This is a genomic window from Proteus sp. fly-1067 (assembly GCF_040139345.1).
Lineage (GTDB): Bacteria > Pseudomonadota > Gammaproteobacteria > Enterobacterales > Enterobacteriaceae > Proteus > Proteus vulgaris_B.
This window is the reverse complement of the sequence record NZ_JBEEUL010000016.1, coordinates 1-17,646: the sequence shown is the minus strand read 5'-3', so window position 1 is coordinate 17,646 and position 17,646 is coordinate 1. Positions and strand designations below refer to the sequence as shown.

18 protein-coding genes and 1 pseudogene are annotated in these 17,646 nt (G+C 43.3%); all 19 read left to right on the top strand.

The features are described from left to right. Nucleotides 1-58: 58 nt before the first annotated feature. Nucleotides 59-559 (top strand): DUF1441 family protein, encoded by a 501-nt coding sequence (locus tag ABN217_RS16945; RefSeq protein ID WP_161681291.1) that lies wholly within the window; start codon nt 59-61, stop codon nt 557-559. Then, on the top strand, nt 559-2,664 hold the full coding sequence (locus ABN217_RS16940; RefSeq protein WP_284551602.1) for a phage terminase large subunit family protein: 2,106 nt from the start codon (nt 559-561) through the stop codon (nt 2,662-2,664). Before ABN217_RS16945 ends, ABN217_RS16940 begins: the two co-directional genes overlap by 1 nt. Next, nucleotides 2,661-2,876, top strand: a complete 216-nt coding sequence (locus ABN217_RS16935; RefSeq protein ID WP_004247869.1) for a DUF6148 family protein — start codon at nt 2,661-2,663, stop codon at nt 2,874-2,876. Before ABN217_RS16940 ends, ABN217_RS16935 begins: the two co-directional genes overlap by 4 nt. Then, nucleotides 2,873-4,363, top strand: a complete 1,491-nt coding sequence (locus tag ABN217_RS16930) for a phage portal protein (RefSeq protein ID WP_284551603.1) — start codon at nt 2,873-2,875, stop codon at nt 4,361-4,363. Before ABN217_RS16935 ends, ABN217_RS16930 begins: the two co-directional genes overlap by 4 nt. Next, nucleotides 4,329-6,320 (top strand): ClpP-like prohead protease/major capsid protein fusion protein, encoded by a 1,992-nt coding sequence (locus ABN217_RS16925; RefSeq protein WP_349459657.1) that lies wholly within the window; start codon nt 4,329-4,331, stop codon nt 6,318-6,320. The genes ABN217_RS16930 and ABN217_RS16925 overlap by 35 nt, the downstream gene beginning before the upstream one ends. Before the next feature lie 88 nt (nt 6,321-6,408). Continuing rightward, nucleotides 6,409-6,759, top strand: a complete 351-nt coding sequence (locus ABN217_RS16920) for a DUF2190 family protein (protein WP_072069166.1) — start codon at nt 6,409-6,411, stop codon at nt 6,757-6,759. Between the two features lie 11 nt (nt 6,760-6,770). Further along, a complete protein-coding gene (locus ABN217_RS16915; RefSeq protein WP_072069165.1) occupies nt 6,771-7,043 on the top strand; it encodes an ATP-binding protein in 273 nt (90 codons plus the stop codon). Nucleotides 7,044-7,052: 9 nt separating this feature from the next. Further along, nucleotides 7,053-7,616, top strand: coding sequence for a phage tail protein (locus tag ABN217_RS16910; RefSeq protein WP_072069189.1), 564 nt, complete (start codon nt 7,053-7,055; stop codon nt 7,614-7,616). Next, the gene (gpU, locus tag ABN217_RS16905) at nt 7,616-8,011 is read left to right on the top strand and encodes a phage tail terminator protein (RefSeq protein WP_349459691.1); all 396 of its coding nucleotides are present in this window, start codon (nt 7,616-7,618) and stop codon (nt 8,009-8,011) included. Before ABN217_RS16910 ends, gpU begins: the two co-directional genes overlap by 1 nt. 11 nt (nt 8,012-8,022) lie before the next feature. After that, a pseudogene (locus tag ABN217_RS16900) lies at nt 8,023-8,484 on the top strand (phage tail tube protein); the annotation flags it as partial. 70 nt (nt 8,485-8,554) lie between these two features. Then, nucleotides 8,555-8,944: a phage tail assembly chaperone G gene (gene gpG, locus ABN217_RS16895; RefSeq protein WP_349459655.1), complete on the top strand. Its 390-nt coding sequence runs from the start codon at nt 8,555-8,557 to the stop codon at nt 8,942-8,944. A 65-nt stretch (nt 8,945-9,009) separates the two neighbouring features. Then, a complete protein-coding gene (locus ABN217_RS16890; RefSeq protein ID WP_228766747.1) occupies nt 9,010-9,285 on the top strand; it encodes a phage tail assembly protein T in 276 nt (91 codons plus the stop codon). Further along, nucleotides 9,254-12,271 (top strand): phage tail tape measure protein, encoded by a 3,018-nt coding sequence (locus tag ABN217_RS16885; RefSeq protein ID WP_284551605.1) that lies wholly within the window; start codon nt 9,254-9,256, stop codon nt 12,269-12,271. Before ABN217_RS16890 ends, ABN217_RS16885 begins: the two co-directional genes overlap by 32 nt. Next, nucleotides 12,271-12,600: a phage tail protein gene (locus ABN217_RS16880; protein ID WP_195496257.1), complete on the top strand. Its 330-nt coding sequence runs from the start codon at nt 12,271-12,273 to the stop codon at nt 12,598-12,600. The genes ABN217_RS16885 and ABN217_RS16880 overlap by 1 nt, the downstream gene beginning before the upstream one ends. A 20-nt stretch (nt 12,601-12,620) precedes the next feature. Beyond that, entirely contained in the window at nt 12,621-12,911 is a 291-nt protein-coding gene (locus ABN217_RS16875) for a hypothetical protein (protein ID WP_161681302.1), read from the top strand. A gap of 49 nt (nt 12,912-12,960) precedes the next feature. Further along, on the top strand, nt 12,961-13,665 hold the full coding sequence (locus ABN217_RS16870; RefSeq protein WP_284551606.1) for a phage minor tail protein L: 705 nt from the start codon (nt 12,961-12,963) through the stop codon (nt 13,663-13,665). Between the two features lie 21 nt (nt 13,666-13,686). Beyond that, nucleotides 13,687-14,415 (top strand): C40 family peptidase, encoded by a 729-nt coding sequence (locus ABN217_RS16865; RefSeq protein ID WP_284551607.1) that lies wholly within the window; start codon nt 13,687-13,689, stop codon nt 14,413-14,415. Next, nucleotides 14,319-14,969, top strand: a complete 651-nt coding sequence (locus tag ABN217_RS16860) for a tail assembly protein (RefSeq protein ID WP_072069157.1) — start codon at nt 14,319-14,321, stop codon at nt 14,967-14,969. Before ABN217_RS16865 ends, ABN217_RS16860 begins: the two co-directional genes overlap by 97 nt. A 14-nt stretch (nt 14,970-14,983) precedes the next feature. Then, nucleotides 14,984-17,646: TipJ family phage tail tip protein (locus tag ABN217_RS16855; protein ID WP_349459652.1), on the top strand; the 2,663-nt coding region annotated here is incomplete at its 3' end.

Here is a 17,646-nt window from a genome sequence, read left to right as displayed (position 1 = left end):
TTTATCATATTGATTTTTATTAAAAAATAAGAAAATCACCTGACCAAGTGAGGTGTCGATGTCTAATGTCAGCAATCTGGGAGACGCCTATAACTGGAGTGTTGCAAAGATTGCTGAGGCATTCGGGCTAAACCGAGGCACAGTTAAAAAGAGATTATTAGAAGCTAATGTTCCCATTGCTAATACAGTCAGAGGAAACCCTGTTTATGCATTGCGAGATGTTGGGCCAATAATTTTTGCAGATGACAGTAAAGGTGGGGAAGGGATTCAAGATCCTGACCTCATGTTTCCTAAAGATAGAAAAGATTGGTATCAGTCTGAAAATGAAAGAATTAAATTTGAAACTACATTAAAACAACTTATCCCAGCATCAGAAGTTCATCGAGAAATGGCGGTTATTGTCAAGGCTATTGCTCAGGTTCTGGAAACGTGGCCAGACCGATTAGAGCGAGATCACGGATGGAATGCAGAACAATTAGTACAGGTTCAAATTGTTATTGATGAAATGAGAGAGCTACTATCCAGTGAAGTGAATAATGCAGAAGCGATGGAGGAATAATGACAGTAAGATTTGCTTCCGCTTCATCCATTCGGCGTGATGTATCCACACTATTAAAGCCACCCAATAGATTACCTGTTGCCGAAGCTGTTAAGAAATATATGCGTGTTCCTCTTGATGGTGGTAGTTCATTACCATGGGATGATACGTTAACACCTTATATTATTGAGCCTATGAATTGTTTAACATCAAGGCGATATGATGCTGTTATTTTTGTAGGCCCAGCTCGGACAGGTAAATCCTTAGCATTAATTGATGGATGGATTGTCTACACCATTGTCTGTGATCCTGCTGATTTTTTATTAATTCAAATGACAGAGGATAAAGCCAGAGAGCACTCTAAAAAACGGCTGGATAGAACATTTAGAGTCAGTAAAGAGGTATCAAAGCGGTTAAGTCCTCGCACAAACGATAATAATGTTCACGATAAAACATTTAGAGCGGGAAATTACCTAAAAATAGGATGGCCAACTGTCAATATCATGTCGTCATCAGATTATCGTTTTGTTGCTTTAACTGATTATGACCGCTTTCCTGAGAACATTGACGGTGAAGGTGATGCATTTTCGCTAGCATCAAAACGGACAACCACTTTTATGTCGGCTGGCATGACGCTGGTGGAGAGCTCTCCTGGTCGTGAAATAACAAATGCAAAGTGGAGTCGAACGTTACCTCATGAAGCCCCGCCAACAACAGGTATTTTATCACTTTATAACCGTGGTGATCGCCGTCGTTGGTATTGGCCTTGCCCACATTGTGGTGAATATTTTCAACCTATAAAAGATAACATGGTTGGATTTTCATTAACGGACGATCCCTTTGAAGCAGGTAAAAATGCTTATCTTCAATGCCCTCACTGTTTATCAAAGATAGAACATGACCAAAAAAGAACATTAAACAATAAAGGCGTATGGCTGATAGAGGGGCAATCAATTGATAAAACAGGGAAAATAACGGGTAACCCTCGCTACTCAAGATTTGCCTCATTTTGGATGGAAGGGCCAGCTGCCGCTTATCAAACATGGGCTCAACTAGTAAATAAGTTTGTTGGTGCAGAGCAAGAATATGAATTAACGGGCAGTGAAGAAACATTAAAATCAGTGACTAATACAGACTGGGGTTTGCCTTATCTACCGAAAGTTGCACAAGAACAGCGTCAGAGTGATGAATTAATCAATCGTGTAGAAAACTGGGAAGAATCAGCTGTGCCAGATGGTGTGCGATTCTTGGTTGCCACAGTTGACGTACAGGGCGGTAAAAAACGTCGCTTTGTGGTGCAGGTGGTGGGTTACGGTGAAAAAGGCGAACGCTGGGTGATTGACCGATTTGAAATCACCCAATCCCTACGTTATGACAATAACGGTGAATGCCGTCGAATCGATCCGGGTTCGTATCCCGAAGATTGGCAGGTACTAATCACGGATGTATTAGAGAAAACCTATTCATTACAGCATTATCCTCACCATGAAATGGAAATCATGATGTTGGGCGTGGACTCTGGTGGTGAAGATGGCGTTACTGATAATGCTTATAAATTTTGGCGTCGCTGTCGAAAAGAGGGATTACACCGTAAAGTCTATCTCTTTAAGGGTGACGGGCATAAGCGCAGTAAGTTAATTACTAAATCATTCCCTGATAACACCAGTCGTTCTGAACGGCGCGCCCAAGCGAAAGGGGATGTGCCCCTTTATTTACTGCAAACGGATCAACTCAAAGACCGGATCAGTTCTGCGTTATCGCGCGATACCGTCGGACCTAATTATATTCATTTCCCTGATTGGCTGGATGAATCGTTCTATGACGAGTTGACGTATGAAGAGCGTGATGAAAAAGGGCATTGGGAAAAGCCGGGTCGAGGTGCTAATGAGGCATTTGACCTGATGGTTTACGCCCATGCCTTGGTGATATTAAAAGGGTACGAGAATATTAATTGGGAAAAACCGCCTAAATGGGCGAGATTGCCTGATGTAATGCTTTCCTCATCCCCACCAATTGCCGATATCGCCACAGAGCCTGAAATAAAACCCTCACCCGAAACCCAAAAACAGGAAACGCCTGCCGTATCAGCATGGGCACCAGTATCAAACAGCGGAGGCTGGATATGACGAAAGAAGAAATTGAACACATGATTGAGCAATACCGTTTAGCGGAAGAGGCGGTATTAAAAGGCAAATCCATCACCTTTAATGGACAAGCCATGACAATGGAAAATCTCAACGAGATCATAAAAGGTCGTGAGCGTTGGGAATCTCGTTTGTCGGCGTTGATATCGAGAAAACGAGGTAATCCGATGTATAAATTAGCGAGGTTTAGATGACATTATTAGACAGCGCCATTGGTTATTTCGCCCCAAACTGGCAAGCTTCGCGCCTCCGCTCTCGCTTACAAATTAAAGCCTATGAAGCCGTTTTACCCACTCGTACTCATCCCGCTAAACGTGAAAATCGTAATGGTAACCAACTGACTCAATTTGGTGGCACATCATTACGGGAGCAAGCGCGATGGCTAGATAACAATCATGATATCTCTATCGGCATTCTCGACAAGATGGAAGAACGCATTGTCGGGGCTAAGGGCATTATTGTTGAGCCTCAGCCCTTAGATGGCGCAGGGCAAATCCATGAAGATTTAGCGTCGCAAATTCGTCAAGCCTGGGCGGAATGGTCCGTGTTACCCGAAGTGACAGGGCAATTTAGTCGCCCTGTATTAGAACGTTTATTGGTGAGAACGTGGCTACGTGATGGTGAAGTCTTTGCTCAGCTCGTCAAAGGTAAAGCCAAGGGGTTAGATCCTCAAGCCAATATCTATTTTTGGCTCGAAGCCTTAGAGCCTGACTTTGTGCCTATTCACATGAATATGCCAGAAAGTAAGATTATCCAAGGCATTAAGTTCAATGAGTGGGGGCGACCCACAGGGTATCAGGTATATAAAAACCTCCCCCAATTTAGTGCCAATTTAGGGGATATCAAAACCATCGATGCTGAAAATATGTTGCACCTGAAATTCACTCGTCGGCTTCATCAAGCGCGGGGAGTCAGTTTGTTTTCGGGGATCTTAATGCGCTTAAGTGCGTTAAAAGATTACGAAGATGCGGAATTGACCTCCGCACGTATTGCAGCTTCATTGGGGATGTACATCAAAAAAGGGGATGCCGGCTCTTTCCCTGAAGGTGAATACGACGAAGATGAGCAACGTAATATTGATATTCAGCCGGGCATGATTTACGACGGTTTAAAGCCGGGTGAAGAAGTGGGCATGATCAAATCAGACCGCCCCAACCCTAATCTACAAACCTTTCGCAATGGGCAATTACGTGCGGTTTCTGCAGGCAGTCGGGGCAGTTATTCCAGTATCGCCCGTGACTATAACGGCACATATAGCGCTCAACGACAAGAGCTGGTGGAGTCATTTGAAGGCTATAACATTTTTCAAGACACCTTTGTGGCGGGCATTAGTCGTCCGATGTATCGCAATTGGTTAAAAATGGCGATAGCCAGTGGCGTGGTCGCCGTGTCTCCTGATGTTGATGCTAAATCCCTGTTTAATGCAGTTTACAGTGGCCCTGTAATGCCATGGATTGATCCAAAGAAAGAGTCTGAGGCATGGAAAACCTTGTTACGCGGTGGTGCGTCAACAGAAAGTGACTGGATACGCGCTAAAGGGGGCAACCCTGCTGATGTGAAACGTCGTCGTAAAACCGAAATTGACGAAAATAAACGATTAGGACTGGTATTTGATACTGATCCTGCTAATGACAAAGGGGCACAAGATGCTAAACAACAAGAAATCGATGACGATGCCTAAAATGTCGGGACCAGCAAATCAAAAAAGCTGGTTTCGCATGCAGGCTAAAGAAGACCAAACTGCGGATATCTATATTTATGATGAAATCGGTGGTTGGGGAATTAGCGCACGACGTTTTACGGAAGATTTAATCTCACTAAGGAATCTTAGTCATATCAACCTTCATATTCACTCGCCGGGTGGTGAGGTATTTGATGGTATCGCCATTTATAACCAACTTAAAAACCATTCCGCGACGATTACGGTTTATATCGATGGTTTGGCCGCTTCAATGGCCTCGGTTATTGCCATGGTGGGTGACACGGTCATTATGCCGAAAAATGCCATGATGATGATCCACAAACCGTGGGGCGTTTCATGGGGGGATGCGAATGATATGCGTGAATATGCTGACTTGCTCGACAAGTTGGAAAATGTACTTATTCCTGCTTATGTCGCTAAAACAGGAAAAACAACAGAAGAAATTACCGCCATGTTAGAGCAGGAAACATGGCTTGATGGTGACGAGTGTGTTGAGCATGGTTTCGCCGATAAAGTGATTGAGCCAGTAAAAGCAATGGCGAGTCTTACATCTAAACGAATTGAGGAATTTTCATCTATGCCAAGTGCAATTAAAAATCAAATTACCCCTAAAAATACGACTAGCCCTACACAACCTCATCCAACTTCAGTACCGACACCAGAGCCACAACCTAGCGCCACCTATGCTGACGAGCAAGCGCGATTAAATGGGATTAAAGATTTATTTGCCATGTTCGGTGGTCGTCACAATGATTTGATGATCACTTGTTTAGCGGATGCGAGTTGTTCTGTTGAGAAAGCGCGTGAGCAATTACTTAACACGGTTGCACAACAACAAAATCCTGAGCCATCAAATAAAGGTAATGCGCATATTTACGCAGGAAACGGCAATATTGTGGGCGACAGTGTTCGTGCTTCTGTGATGGCGCGTGCGGGTTATCAGGAGTATGAAAAAGATAACGCCTATAACAGCATGACACTGCGTGAATTAGCGCGCGCATCACTGACAGAGCGTGGTGTTGGTGTGGCCACGTATAATCCGATGCAAATGATTGGTATGGCGTTTACGCACAGCACCTCTGATTTCGGTAATATCCTGCTGGATGTCGCGAATAAAGCGATTTTACTCGGTTGGGAAGAAAACGAAGAAACCTTTGAAAAATGGACGAAAAAAGGACAGCTCAGTGACTTTAAAACTGCACACCGTGTAGGATTAGGGGCATTCCCTTCCTTACGTAAAGTGCGTGAGGGTGCTGAGTATAAGTACGTTACGCTCGATGATAAAGGCGAAACCATCGCGCTGGCGACCTACGGTGAGTTATTTAGTATTACCCGTCAAGCTATCATCAATGATGATATGAATATGCTGACGGATGTGCCCATGAAGTTTGGTCGTGCAGCGAAAGCGACAGTCGGCGATTTGGTGTATGCGGTGCTTATCGACAATGAAAAAATGAGCGATAAAAAAGCGCTGTTTAGTGCCGATCATAAAAACATGATCACCGGCGGGATGGATGTGGAAACCATCAGTGCAGGTCGTACTGCTATGCGTCAACAAAAAGAAGGCGAACGCTCATTAAATATTCGTCCCGCGTTTATGTTGGTACCGACCACACTGGAAACACAAGCTATCCAAGTGGTTAAATCGGGCAGTGTGAAAGGCGCTGATGTTAATGCCAATATTATTAACCCAGTGCGTGATTTAGCGGAAATTATTGCCGAACCTCGTTTAGATGATGCAAGCGAAAAAGATTGGTATATGGCCTCACGTCAAGGTAGCGACACCATTGAGGTGGCGTACTTAAACGGAATCGATGTGCCGTATATTGACCAACTTGAAGGTTTTACCTCAGACGGTGTCACCACAAAAGTGCGTATTGATGCGGGTGTAGCGCCAGTTGATTATCGTGGTCTGCTGAAAGTTTCCGGTAAATAAGACGTCTTTTTTCTTCGTTTTATCTTGATGCCCTGATGGGCTTTTTTTATATCTAAAATCCGGTGCTTCGGCATCGGAAGGAGTTTTTATGGCTAAGAATTATGTACAACAGGGTGGCACGATTGCCCTAATTAACAGCACAAAAGAGATCATTAAAAGTGGTCAACTGGTACACGTTGGCACTATTGCTTGTGTTGCGATCACGGATATTCAACCTAACGAAACCGGTGATGGTTTTGCAGAAGGTGTTTTCTTGCTGAACAAGAAAGCCGGTATTGCCTTAAAAGCCGGTGCGACGGCGTCCGTTAAAGACAATGTCGTGGTGGATACAGGTGGTACACCTGCCGGTGTGGTTTGGGATGATGCGGATGCATCGAGTGAAAATGTCACCGTTAAACTCAATGCCTTTGTGCCATCAACTGCCTCCCCTCAAAGTTAAGGTCAATACCGATGAATCCATTTGAACGGTTGGTAAAAAGAATGGATAACGTGACCGAAGAATGGATGGGGATCCCCATCCGTATTAATGGTGTTTTTTATCAAGCACTCGAATCTCACTTTATCCCTGAATTGGGACCGATGAGTGGTGATGGGGTGAGTTATGTTATTTTTTCGTCAACCTATCAACCTGACCGTAAGGATACTGTTGAAATTGATGGCAAAACTTACCAAATCACGCGATATCAAAAGTTTAATGGTAAACCCCATATTTGGATTAAATAGGTGGGTGATATGAAAGGATTAGAGCAAGCCATTAAAAACCTGAATAGCATTAATGATGAAATGGTACCGAAAGCGACGGCAATGGCGATCAACCGTGTTGCTCGCCGTGTCATTAGCCATAGTGTTAAACGGGTTTCGTCTGAAACTAAAGTGCCTCAACGCCTGATCCGTCAACGTGTTCGACTTAGTCGAGCGAGCAGTCGCTATAAAACGCCTCGTGCTAGATTAGTGATAAACCGGGGTAATTTACCCGCCATTGCTTTGGGTAGTGCTCGCGTTCAACTATCAAGAAAACGAGGTAATCAGAAAGGAGCAGGGAGTGTGTTGAAAGTGGGCAAATTTTCTTTTCCTCATGCCTTTATTCAACAGCTTGATAATGGGCGCTGGCATATTCTTCAGCGCGTTGGGAAAAGTCGTTATCCCATCGAAGTAGTTAAAATACCCCTCGTCACACCGTTAACAACAGCTTACACCGAAGAGTCAGAAAAGTTGATTCAATCTGATATGCCAAAAGAAATGGCATCGGCATTAAAGCAACAATTACGGCTTTATATAAAAGGGAGGGTTTGGTGATCAAACACACACAGATCCGACACGCAATTAAAGAGGCGATTGAGCCTCATACCAATGGGGCGACAGTATTTGATGGTCGCCCTTTTTTTGTGGATGAAAACGACTTCCCAGCGGTTGCCGTGTATATCACAGATGCAGTCTCAACAGGTGAAAACCTCGATGAAGACAGCTGGCAAGCGATCGTTCACATAGAAGTTTTTCTCAGTGCAAATAACCCAGATGCTGAGTTAGATAAATGGGTTGAAGCCGTGATTTATCCTGCATTAACGGCTATTCCGGCACTGTCCGATCTTATCGAAAACATGACTCCCAATGGCTACGACTACCATCGTGATGAAGAAATGGGGTTGTGGGGTTCTGTCGATCTCAATTATCAAATTAATTATTCAATGTAAAAGGAATCATTATGCCTACACCAAACCCATTGGCACCCGTAAAAGGTGCTGGTACCACGCTTTGGATTTATAGCGGTACCGAAGATCCATTAAAAGCGCCGTTTGATGATACAGATTGGACGCGACTGGCGAAAATTAAAGAGTTACAGCCGGGTGAAATTACCGCAGACAGTTATGACGACACCTATCTTGACGATGAAGATGCGGATTGGAAAGCCACTGCTCAGGGTGAAAAATCAGCAGGTGAAGCCAATATTACGTTGGCATGGAAACCGGGTGAGCAAGGGCAAAAAGATCTGGTTGATTGGTTCCAACTGGGTGATGTTCGTCACTATCGCATTCGTTATCCGAATGGGGCGGTTGATATTTATCGTGGCTGGGTTAGTTCGCTTGGAAAAACAGTGCCCGCAAAAGAAGTGATCACCCGCACGATTAAGATCACTAATAGTGGTCGTCCAGCTCTTGCTGAAGAAATTAAATCAGCGTCAGAGTAAGGAAAAGTGCGCCCGTTATTAAAAAAGACAATGAATAAAAGGTAACAGTATGTTTTTAAAGGAAAAAGAGTTTACTTATGGTGGTAATTCTGTTGCGTTATATGAATTATCAGCACTGCAACGCATTGAATACTTTGATTTTTTAGTTGAGCAAGCAGAAAAAAACGACGATATTGAAAAAGTGGAAGGCGTTAAAAAAACCGCCCTGATTATTCGTGCAAACACAGAATCAAATGCGTGGTTAGTGTCTCGTTCATTAGCGCACGGTGGATCAGATGATGTTGAACAAATTTATAATGATGTTCTTTCTACATGGAATCCTGAAGCACTCGGTCTCGCAGCTAAAGAGGTGCTGGTGATTAGCGGAATGGCGCAAACTGAAAACACGGAAAATGAAAATATTCAAAGTGATGCACAGGAAGAGTCACTGGAAAAGTAGTCGCCCGTGAACATCAATTTATCCTGCGTTTGTCACATGAATTTAAACGTGCTGATTGGCGCAGGATGCTCAGCGAAATGACAGCGACTGAACTCGCTGATTGGTTACACTTCTTTAATGAAACTCCCTTCACCCTCCAACTCATTGATCATGCTTTTTCTGGACTTAACTTCACTGTCGCCAGTGTTTTTGGTGGCAGTGATAATTTATCGCCAGAGGATTTTAGCGTGTTGTTACGAAAACCCGCTGTTGATATGGACGATGAAACCATGATGGCGGTCAGTGAAGGGATAGCGGGCGGAGTACGATATGAGCCAACAAATAGCCGATCTCACGATTAACTTAGGCGCTGAAACAGCAGATTTCAGCCAGCAAATGGGGCGTGTTGAACGTCAACTGCAAGAAACCGCAGAAAAAGCCGAAGCCAGTCAACGACGTATGGCTCAACTGGTTGAACAGCAAGCGCAATCTGCTCGCAGTTCTGCAGAGAGTACTGCGCAATCACTTCAAGAACTTAACAATCAACAAGAAATTTCTCAGCAACAACGAGCGGATTATTATCAGCGGATCGCACAGGAAGAAGCGCGTGCAGCTATTGAATCACGCAAACAAGCCGATGCTTTTTTAGAGCAAGCTCAAAGTGTTGGGCAAACGAGAAATGCACTCGAACAACTCACTGAGGTTTTAAATAAATCAACAAAGGCTTATGACAAGCTCAAAATTACAGGTGAGCAGTTTGCCGAAATTCAAAATGTCACTAAATCAAGAATAAAGGCAATACAAGATCAGCAAGATGCGAATACTGAGAGATACTTCAAACAAATTGAAGCCGTTAAAGGATTATCAGGCAGTGAATCAGCCTTAAAAGCCATTCAAGCTCAGTTAAATCAAGAGGTGAAGAAAGGCACTATCCATCAGCGCGATTATCAGGTGCTTATTTCTGCCATTACTTCAGAGTCAATGAAGTTACGCCGAGAAGAAGAGTCTCTGACGCAACAAAAAACACGATTTATTCAGCGATTAAAAGAACAGGTCGCTACTCAAAATTTAAGCCGTGAACAGATGTTGCGTTATCAGGCTTCTCAGTTGGGCGTCAGTTCTTCAGCCGAAATTTATATTCGTCGATTGTCTGAGTCGAGCAAAGAAACCAAAGAATTTGATAAAAATAGCAAGTCATTATCTGGTCGCCTTCAGGGCATTGCCAACTCCTTTAATATGGGCTCGCTGGTTCGTGGTGGTATTTGGGGTGGAATTACTGCGGGGTTAACGGGCGTTGCCAAATTAGCTTATGATGCAGAAAGAGAATTTTCTCAATTTAATAAACAACTGATTTTAACCGGTAACTACGCCAATAAGTCTGCAAGCCAATTAAACGAAATGGCGCGAACCCTTGCTGGTGGCGGGATAACGCGTGGAGAAATGGCATCATCCATTTCGAGTGTTGTCGGTACAGGCGTATTTTCAAATAATGAGATTTCCCGTGTTTCAAAAGCAGCCGCACAGATGAATTACATCACAGGGCAGGCGATTGATACCACGATTGATCAGTTTAAACGCTTGCAAGATGAACCACTTCAAATGTCGCTTGAATTAGAAAAAGCGAACCACCACCTCACAGCATCCCAATTAGAGCAAATCAGAACGCTCGAATTGCAAGGTAATAAAACCGAAGCAGCTCGATTAGCGATTGATGCTTATGCGCAATCTATCAATGATGGTGCTAATGATATTGTTGAAAATCTTGGTTTTTTAGAGTCTGCATGGAAGGGCGTTCAGGATGCTGCCAAAAAAAGCTGGGATGCAATGCTTAATATTGGACGAACAAAAGATTTAAGGCAACAAGTCAACGAATATGAGCAAATGTTAGTTGAGTTTCAAATAAATCCTGCATCAAAAGGTATTTTCTTTGCTGAAACAAATATGACGCCAGATGAGTTAAAAACCAAGGTGGCTGAACTCAAAGATAAACTAGCTGATGTTGATCTTGAAAAGGCTCAGGAGCAAGCTGAAAAAGTAGCTAACCAGTCAGAAGTAAATAAATTCCGAATTAAACAAGAATTCTATAATAAATATGCAAGCTGGGAGACCAAAAGAAATGCAGAACTTGAAAAGTTAAATGCAAATAAGCACGCATTATCTGAAAAAGAGTATAAAGAATATGAAAAAATGATTAATTATCGACTAAGAGACCGTCAAATGCCGGGAGCTGGTCGAGGAAAATCATATGCAGTACCTGCTGGTGATCGTGAAGAAGAAAAAGCCTCTAGTGATTTATTGGCATTACAAGCCCAATTAGAAATTCTTAAAAAGCATCAAAGTGCTAATGATGTTATTAGTCAGCAACGAAAGGATCTTCAAAAAGAGCAGGCGCAATTTTCAATTCTAGAAGAGGCGCAATTGACACGCCGATTAACTAATGCCGAAAAATCTTTGTTATCAAATAAAGAAAATATTCTTGCTCAAAAGGAAAAACTCGCACTAGTGGGGGATGAGGTTGCTTTGCAAGAGCGTTTAAACAAGATGCAAGACCAGGCTGATAAATATATTGCTCAGCAGTCGGAAAAGCGCAAAGCGATTGAAGAAAGTATGGGTAAATCAGCAAGGGAACAGCAACGTTACTTGGAACGCGCTCAGCTTCTTGCGGGTCAAAAAGAGAACCCACAACTAAATAATATGTTAGCCGAGCAACAAAAAACCTATGAAGTTGAAGATCAGAAACGGGCCGATTGGTTAGCGGGCGCCCAAACCGCGTGGGGCAACTATAAAGATACTGCGCTTGATGTTAACTCTCAAGTACAAAATGCAACATCGATGGCGCTTAATGGGTTTAGTAGCCAGTTAACCAACGTATTATTTGAAGGGGAAGCTAATTTCAAAGACTTTACAAAATCCATTCTTAAAATGCTAACGGATATTTTAATTAAAATGTCATTAGTTAAAGGAATAGAGGCGATGGGCTTTGGTTTCGGTGCACCCGTTGCTAATGCGGACGGTGGAGTTTACAACTCAGCCAGTCTAAGTGCTTACAGTGGGCAGATCGTGCATAAGCCCACCATGTTTGCGTTTGCAAAAGGTGCTGGTTTGATGGGAGAAGCAGGGCCGGAAGGGATATTCCCGTTACGCCGTGGTGCTGATGGGAAGTTGGGTGTTATCGCAAAAATGTCGAATCAAGGCGCGGGCGTTACCCAGATAAACCATATCACCATTCAAAATGATGGCAACAATGGACAGATAGGGCCTGAAGCACTGAAAAAGGTTTATGAAATCAGCAAGCGAGGCGCTCAGGATTATATTATGAGCCAGCGTCGTGATGGTGGAGCTATGTGATGGAAACATTTAAATGGAAAGTCAAACCCGATATGAAAAAAGAGTTTGAGCCTCGAGTAAAATCAGTGAAATTTGGTGACGGCTATGAACAGCGTCGCCCTGACGGTATTAATAATAATCTAAAAAAATACAATGTAACGCTTATCTATATAAATAGTGAAAGTTTGCAGATTGAATCATTTTTAGAAAAACATGCTGGTGTCACTGCATTTTTATGGAAGTCACCTCACCAATCAGACTTAGTTAAGGTACTATGTCGAAAATGGTCGTCTTCAGTTGGAATGATTAGAACGGAAATAACGGCCGAATTTGAACAAATTGTATCTTAAATATTGTTAATTGAGGACATATGAAAAAACTTATATTGATAGTTTTATTATTTCCATTTTTTACACAAGCTGAAGTTTCAGAAAAAGATTTTATTATTGATACGATTAATATAACTTGTGCGGAACATAAAGATCCTGAGTTTTGCCGTTGGCAGGTAGAAAATATAAGCGCTGTATCAAGTATAAATACATTAACTTATTATAGATGTAAGCTTGATAATAAAAAAGACAAAGAGTGTTTAAGAGCAGTAGAGATGTTTGATTATATACAAGGACAGTATGATAAAAATATGAACGATATGAAAAAATAATAATATTAACTTAAAGGCCCGCTTCGGCGGGTTTTTTATTGGAGCTAATATGCAATATATTCCTCCTGAAATGCGAATTAGTGTTACCGAACTCTCCTCCACTGATGCTTTACTTGAGCTTTATGAATTTGACTTAACCAAAATAGGCGGTATTCGGTACCGCTTTTTTGATGGACTCAATCAGCGTAAAGAGCCGTTAATCTGGCAGGGAAATACCTATGAGCCTTACCCTGTAAAAGGTGACGGATTTTCATTTAATGGTAAAGGGCCATCAGGGCGACCCACTATTACATTGTCTAATTTATTCGGGCTGATTACCGGTATCGCCAGTCAGTTAGATAGTGCAATTGGTGGGCTGGTGGTACGTCGCATTGTCAGCACCCAATTTTTAGATGCGGTAAATTTTCCTCAAGGCAATCCTAACGCTGACCCTTCACAAGAGATTGTGACACGCTGGATCATTGAGCAGATGACCAGTTTAAATTCAGTAACCGCTACCTTTATGTTGGCGACATCCAGTGAAACCGACGGATTGATGCTTCCTGGTCGCGTTATTTTGTCGGATATCTGTCCTTGGGGATATCGCTCTGAAGAATGCGGATACAAAGGACCTCCTGTTGCCGATGAATGGGGAAAGCCAACCACCGATCCATTAAAAGACAAATGCGGTAAGCGCCTTAGTGATTGTAAGTTACGAAAAAACGAATCACGCATAGGTGCGTTTGTTTCTACTTCCCGCATTGGTAATAGTTAATTCCCTCCTAAGGTGTTTCTTATGATTGAACAAGCAATATTGGCGCATGCGAAAGAGCAAGCGCCCTTGGAGGCGTGTGGCTTATTGATAAGTACTGCTCATGGCGAACAGTATTTGCCTTGTGTTAATCAGCATGCCGATCCGAAAACCCACTTCACGATTTCTTTTGATGATTTTATTCGCGCCGAACAGCAGGGCGAAGTGATCACGGTTGTACACAGTCACCCTGATGGTCAGCCTTATCTCAGCTCCTTAGATCGACAACTGCAGGTGAACAGTGCGTTGCAGTGGTGGGTGGTCTGTGATGAAAAAATTCACTGCTATCAGCCAGTACCTCATCTCTTAGGTCGCCAATTTATTCATGGCTCAACAGATTGTTACGGGTTGTTTCGTGATGCTTACCATTTGGCAGGACATGATCTGCCTGATTTTGAGCGTCACGATAATTGGTGGCGACAAGGCAAAGAACTGTACCTCGATAACATGGTGAGCAGTGGTTTTCGGCAGGTCAAAAAAGAGGCGCAACCCGGCGATATTATTTTGTGTTGTTATGCCAGCTCTCGCGCTAATCACGCGGGGATCTATTTAGGCAATCAAACAATTTTGCATCACATTCCAAACCAACTTAGCAAACGCGAGGAGTATAACGAACGATGGCAACGAATGACGCACTCAATCTGGCGTTACCGCGATTGGCAACCTTCCGACTTTACGGGAATTTGCAACGATTTGGACGTCGCTTTGATTTAAATGTGAATACCGCCTCTGAAGGGCTTCACGCGCTTTTTATTCAAATTCCAGCCTTACGCCTCGCCATTCGTGATGGTTGGTATCAAGTCCGTATTGCGGGTACCGATATTTCTCCGCAAGAAATTCACCAAAAATTCAATGAAACCTTACCGGATAACGCGGTCGTTCATATTGTGCCGAAATTATCAGGCGCTAAAAACGTCGGTGTTTTTCAGTTTGTTGCGGGTGCGGCCTTATTTTCATTGGGATGGTGGGGACCTGCGTGGATCTCTGCAACGGTAGCTACATCTTTGATGGCAGGTGGCGCAGCTATGATGATTGGCGGTGTCGCTCAAATGCTGATCCCAGCGCCTAAACCGCCTAATTTGTCTCGCGGTGATGAAGAAAAAGGCAATACCTATTTTAGTAATCTTGATAACGCGGTTGCTCAAGGAATGCCGGTGCCCATTGCGTATGGCGAAATTATGTGTGGTTCACGCGTCATTTCACAATCTGTTGAAATTATGGATGACAGTAACGGCGAAGATATCGATGCCGGCAAACACGGCGGTTAAGAGGAGTTCGTATTATGGGTAAAGGTGGTGGCGGTCAAAGAACACCGTATGAGGCACCAAACGATTTAACATCACGTCAAAAAGCCTCATTAATTGATTTAATCAGTGAGGGGCCAATTGAAGGCCCTATTCATATTCAAGGCTCTATGGACGATTTAGGGTGTATTTATTTGGATGATACGCCAGTGATAGATGGCTCTGGCAATAGCACCATTAATGGGATGTATGCACAATGGCGGGCAGGGACATTAGAGCAACCGGCAATGAGTGGCTTTACCGCGTCTGCGAATGAAGTGCCGGTGGGTATCGAAGTTAAATATAATTCCCCCGTCACTCGTACTATTACCTCACCCAATATTGACCGTTTACGTCTAACCTTTGGTACACAAGCTCTGGTTGAAACCAAAGATAATGGTGATCGCGTACCGACTTCTGTTCAATTACAAATCCAAATCCAGCGCAATGGGACATGGATAACAGAGAAAAACGTCACGATTAATGGCAAACGCTCTAATTCGCCTTATTTAATGGCTGTTGTGTTGGATGATTTACCGCCCGTTCCGTTTAGTGTGCGTATGATCCGCATCACTCAAGACAGCACCTCTGACAAAATCCAAAATAATACAGTCTGGTCGAGTTATTCTGAGTTAGTGGATATTTCACAAACCTATCCGGGTTCTGCAGTTGCGGGATTGATGTTTGATAGTGAGCAGTTTGGCAATAAGTTTCCACGCCGTAATTATCTTATCAAAGGTCGTATTATTCAGGTACCGAGTAATTATGATCCAGATAAACGGATTTACTCGGGGATTTGGGATGGCACCTTTAAACCGTCATTTACCAATAATCCTGCATGGATATTATGGGATTTATTAACCCATCCGCGTTATGGCATGGGGAAACGTCTTAATATCAGTGAGGTCGATAAATTCGCCCTATATGCAATTGGTCGTTATTGTGATGAGCAGGTTGATGATGGGTTCGGTGGAAAAGAGCCCCGTATGGTGTGCAATGCCTACATTACGGACATGCGCAAAGCCTATGATGTCATGGGGGATATGTGTGCCATGATGCGCATTATGCCCGTCTGGAATGGACGAACATTAACCTTTATCCAAGATAGACCGTCTGATGTGGTGTGGCCATATACCAATGCTAATGTGATTGATGGTAACTTTCAGTATAGTTTTAGTGCATTAAAATCGCGTCATACCGCTGTCGAGGTTCGTTTTATTGATCCCGATAATGGCTGGAAAACCAGTGTTGAGCTGGTTGAAGATGATGCCAGTATTGCACGTTTTGGACGTAATGTGATGCGCGTCGATGCCTTTGGTTGTACTAGCAGAGGACAGGCTCATCGTCATGGTCTTTGGTTATTAACGACGGAAAAATTAGAGACGCAGACGGTTGAGTTTACTGTTGGCAGTGAAGGCCTACGTCATATGTCGGGTGATATTATCGAAATTGCCGATAACTATTACGCGGACAATCAAATTGGTGGGCGTCTGACACACATTGATTATGCCTCTCAAACATTAACCTTAGATCGCAATATCGACACACCCCAAAGCGGTAAATCAAGCGTCACGCTCATCAATGCACAAGGTGATCCACAATCGTATGAAGTGTTGAGCTATCCCGCATCCAATCAAATAAAGCTGGATACCTTGCCGTTAGGGTTACGAGAGGGCGGAATTTGGACGTTGACGCTTCCGTCTTTACGTCGCCGATTATTTCGCGCTATCAGCTTGGCTGATAACGGAGATGGCAGTTTTACGGTTATTGCAGTGCAACACACGCCCGAAAAAGAGGCGATTGTTGATAAGGGTGCTAAATTTGAGCCAAAGCCCGATACGCCATTAGGGGGATTTATTCCACCGGTTGAAAATCTTTCTGTGGATATTGAATTGGATGCAAGTGCATGGCAAGTGGAAGCCAGTTGGAATACACCTTATTCCAGCCGAGGAGTCGACTTTTTATTAAAACTCACTACGGGTGATCGTATTGTCGGTACCGCTTCAACCACAGACACAATGTATCGTTTTGGTGGTTTACCTCAGGGGAATTACGTTTTATCCGTCGTTCCTCAAAATGATCGGAAACAAAAAGGCGAGGTGGCCACAACTTCATTCGCGATTAATCCACCATTACCACCGAGTTATATTGAAGTGGAATCCGGTTATTTTAGCTTGGGTATTATTCCGCGTTCTGGCGGTCAAAATAGCTTACGAGCACAGTATGAGTTTTGGTTTTCAGAAAAGCAGATCACGGATATTCGCGAAGTAGAAAGTCGCGCTGAATATTTAGGTGTTAGCTCTATGTGGGTTATTCAAGGACGCAACCTAAAAGCAGGGCATACTTATTATATTTATGTTCGCAGTATAAACGCTGTTGGAAAGTCAGCGTTTGTTGAAGCCAAAGGGGAGCCTAATAGTAATACCAAAGAAATACTCGATGAGCTAGACGGTCAGTTCATGACGGCAGATGCCGGTAAGCAACTCAGTGAACGCTTGGATTGGAATGCTGAGACAGCAATTATTCTTAGTAACGCAAGTCATCGTAATTTAAGACAGTTGCTAATAAAACATGCCGAATCTCAAGCCGGCATTAGTGAGCTATGGCAAGCTAACGCAACTCAAGAAGAAGCATGGGCGCAGGAAGTCAAAGAAATTTACTC

Excerpts from the sequence above, each read along its gene's own strand:
- ABN217_RS16945 (WP_161681291.1), top strand. The coding sequence starts at position 59 with ATGTCTAATGTCAGCAATCTGGGAGACGCCTATAACTGGAGTGTTGCA.
- ABN217_RS16940 (WP_284551602.1), top strand. The coding sequence starts at position 559 with ATGACAGTAAGATTTGCTTCCGCTTCATCCATTCGGCGTGATGTATCC.
- ABN217_RS16935 (WP_004247869.1), top strand. The coding sequence starts at position 2,661 with ATGACGAAAGAAGAAATTGAACACATGATTGAGCAATACCGTTTAGCG.
- ABN217_RS16930 (WP_284551603.1), top strand. The coding sequence starts at position 2,873 with ATGACATTATTAGACAGCGCCATTGGTTATTTCGCCCCAAACTGGCAA.
- ABN217_RS16925 (WP_349459657.1), top strand. The coding sequence starts at position 4,329 with ATGCTAAACAACAAGAAATCGATGACGATGCCTAAAATGTCGGGACCA.
- ABN217_RS16920 (WP_072069166.1), top strand. The coding sequence starts at position 6,409 with ATGGCTAAGAATTATGTACAACAGGGTGGCACGATTGCCCTAATTAAC.
- ABN217_RS16915 (WP_072069165.1), top strand. The coding sequence starts at position 6,771 with ATGAATCCATTTGAACGGTTGGTAAAAAGAATGGATAACGTGACCGAA.
- ABN217_RS16910 (WP_072069189.1), top strand. The coding sequence starts at position 7,053 with ATGAAAGGATTAGAGCAAGCCATTAAAAACCTGAATAGCATTAATGAT.
- gpG (WP_349459655.1), top strand. The coding sequence starts at position 8,555 with ATGTTTTTAAAGGAAAAAGAGTTTACTTATGGTGGTAATTCTGTTGCG.
- ABN217_RS16890 (WP_228766747.1), top strand. The coding sequence starts at position 9,010 with ATGCTCAGCGAAATGACAGCGACTGAACTCGCTGATTGGTTACACTTC.
- ABN217_RS16885 (WP_284551605.1), top strand. The coding sequence starts at position 9,254 with ATGAGCCAACAAATAGCCGATCTCACGATTAACTTAGGCGCTGAAACA.
- ABN217_RS16880 (WP_195496257.1), top strand. The coding sequence starts at position 12,271 with ATGGAAACATTTAAATGGAAAGTCAAACCCGATATGAAAAAAGAGTTT.
- ABN217_RS16875 (WP_161681302.1), top strand. The coding sequence starts at position 12,621 with ATGAAAAAACTTATATTGATAGTTTTATTATTTCCATTTTTTACACAA.
- ABN217_RS16870 (WP_284551606.1), top strand. The coding sequence starts at position 12,961 with ATGCAATATATTCCTCCTGAAATGCGAATTAGTGTTACCGAACTCTCC.
- ABN217_RS16865 (WP_284551607.1), top strand. The coding sequence starts at position 13,687 with ATGATTGAACAAGCAATATTGGCGCATGCGAAAGAGCAAGCGCCCTTG.
- ABN217_RS16860 (WP_072069157.1), top strand. The coding sequence starts at position 14,319 with ATGGCAACGAATGACGCACTCAATCTGGCGTTACCGCGATTGGCAACC.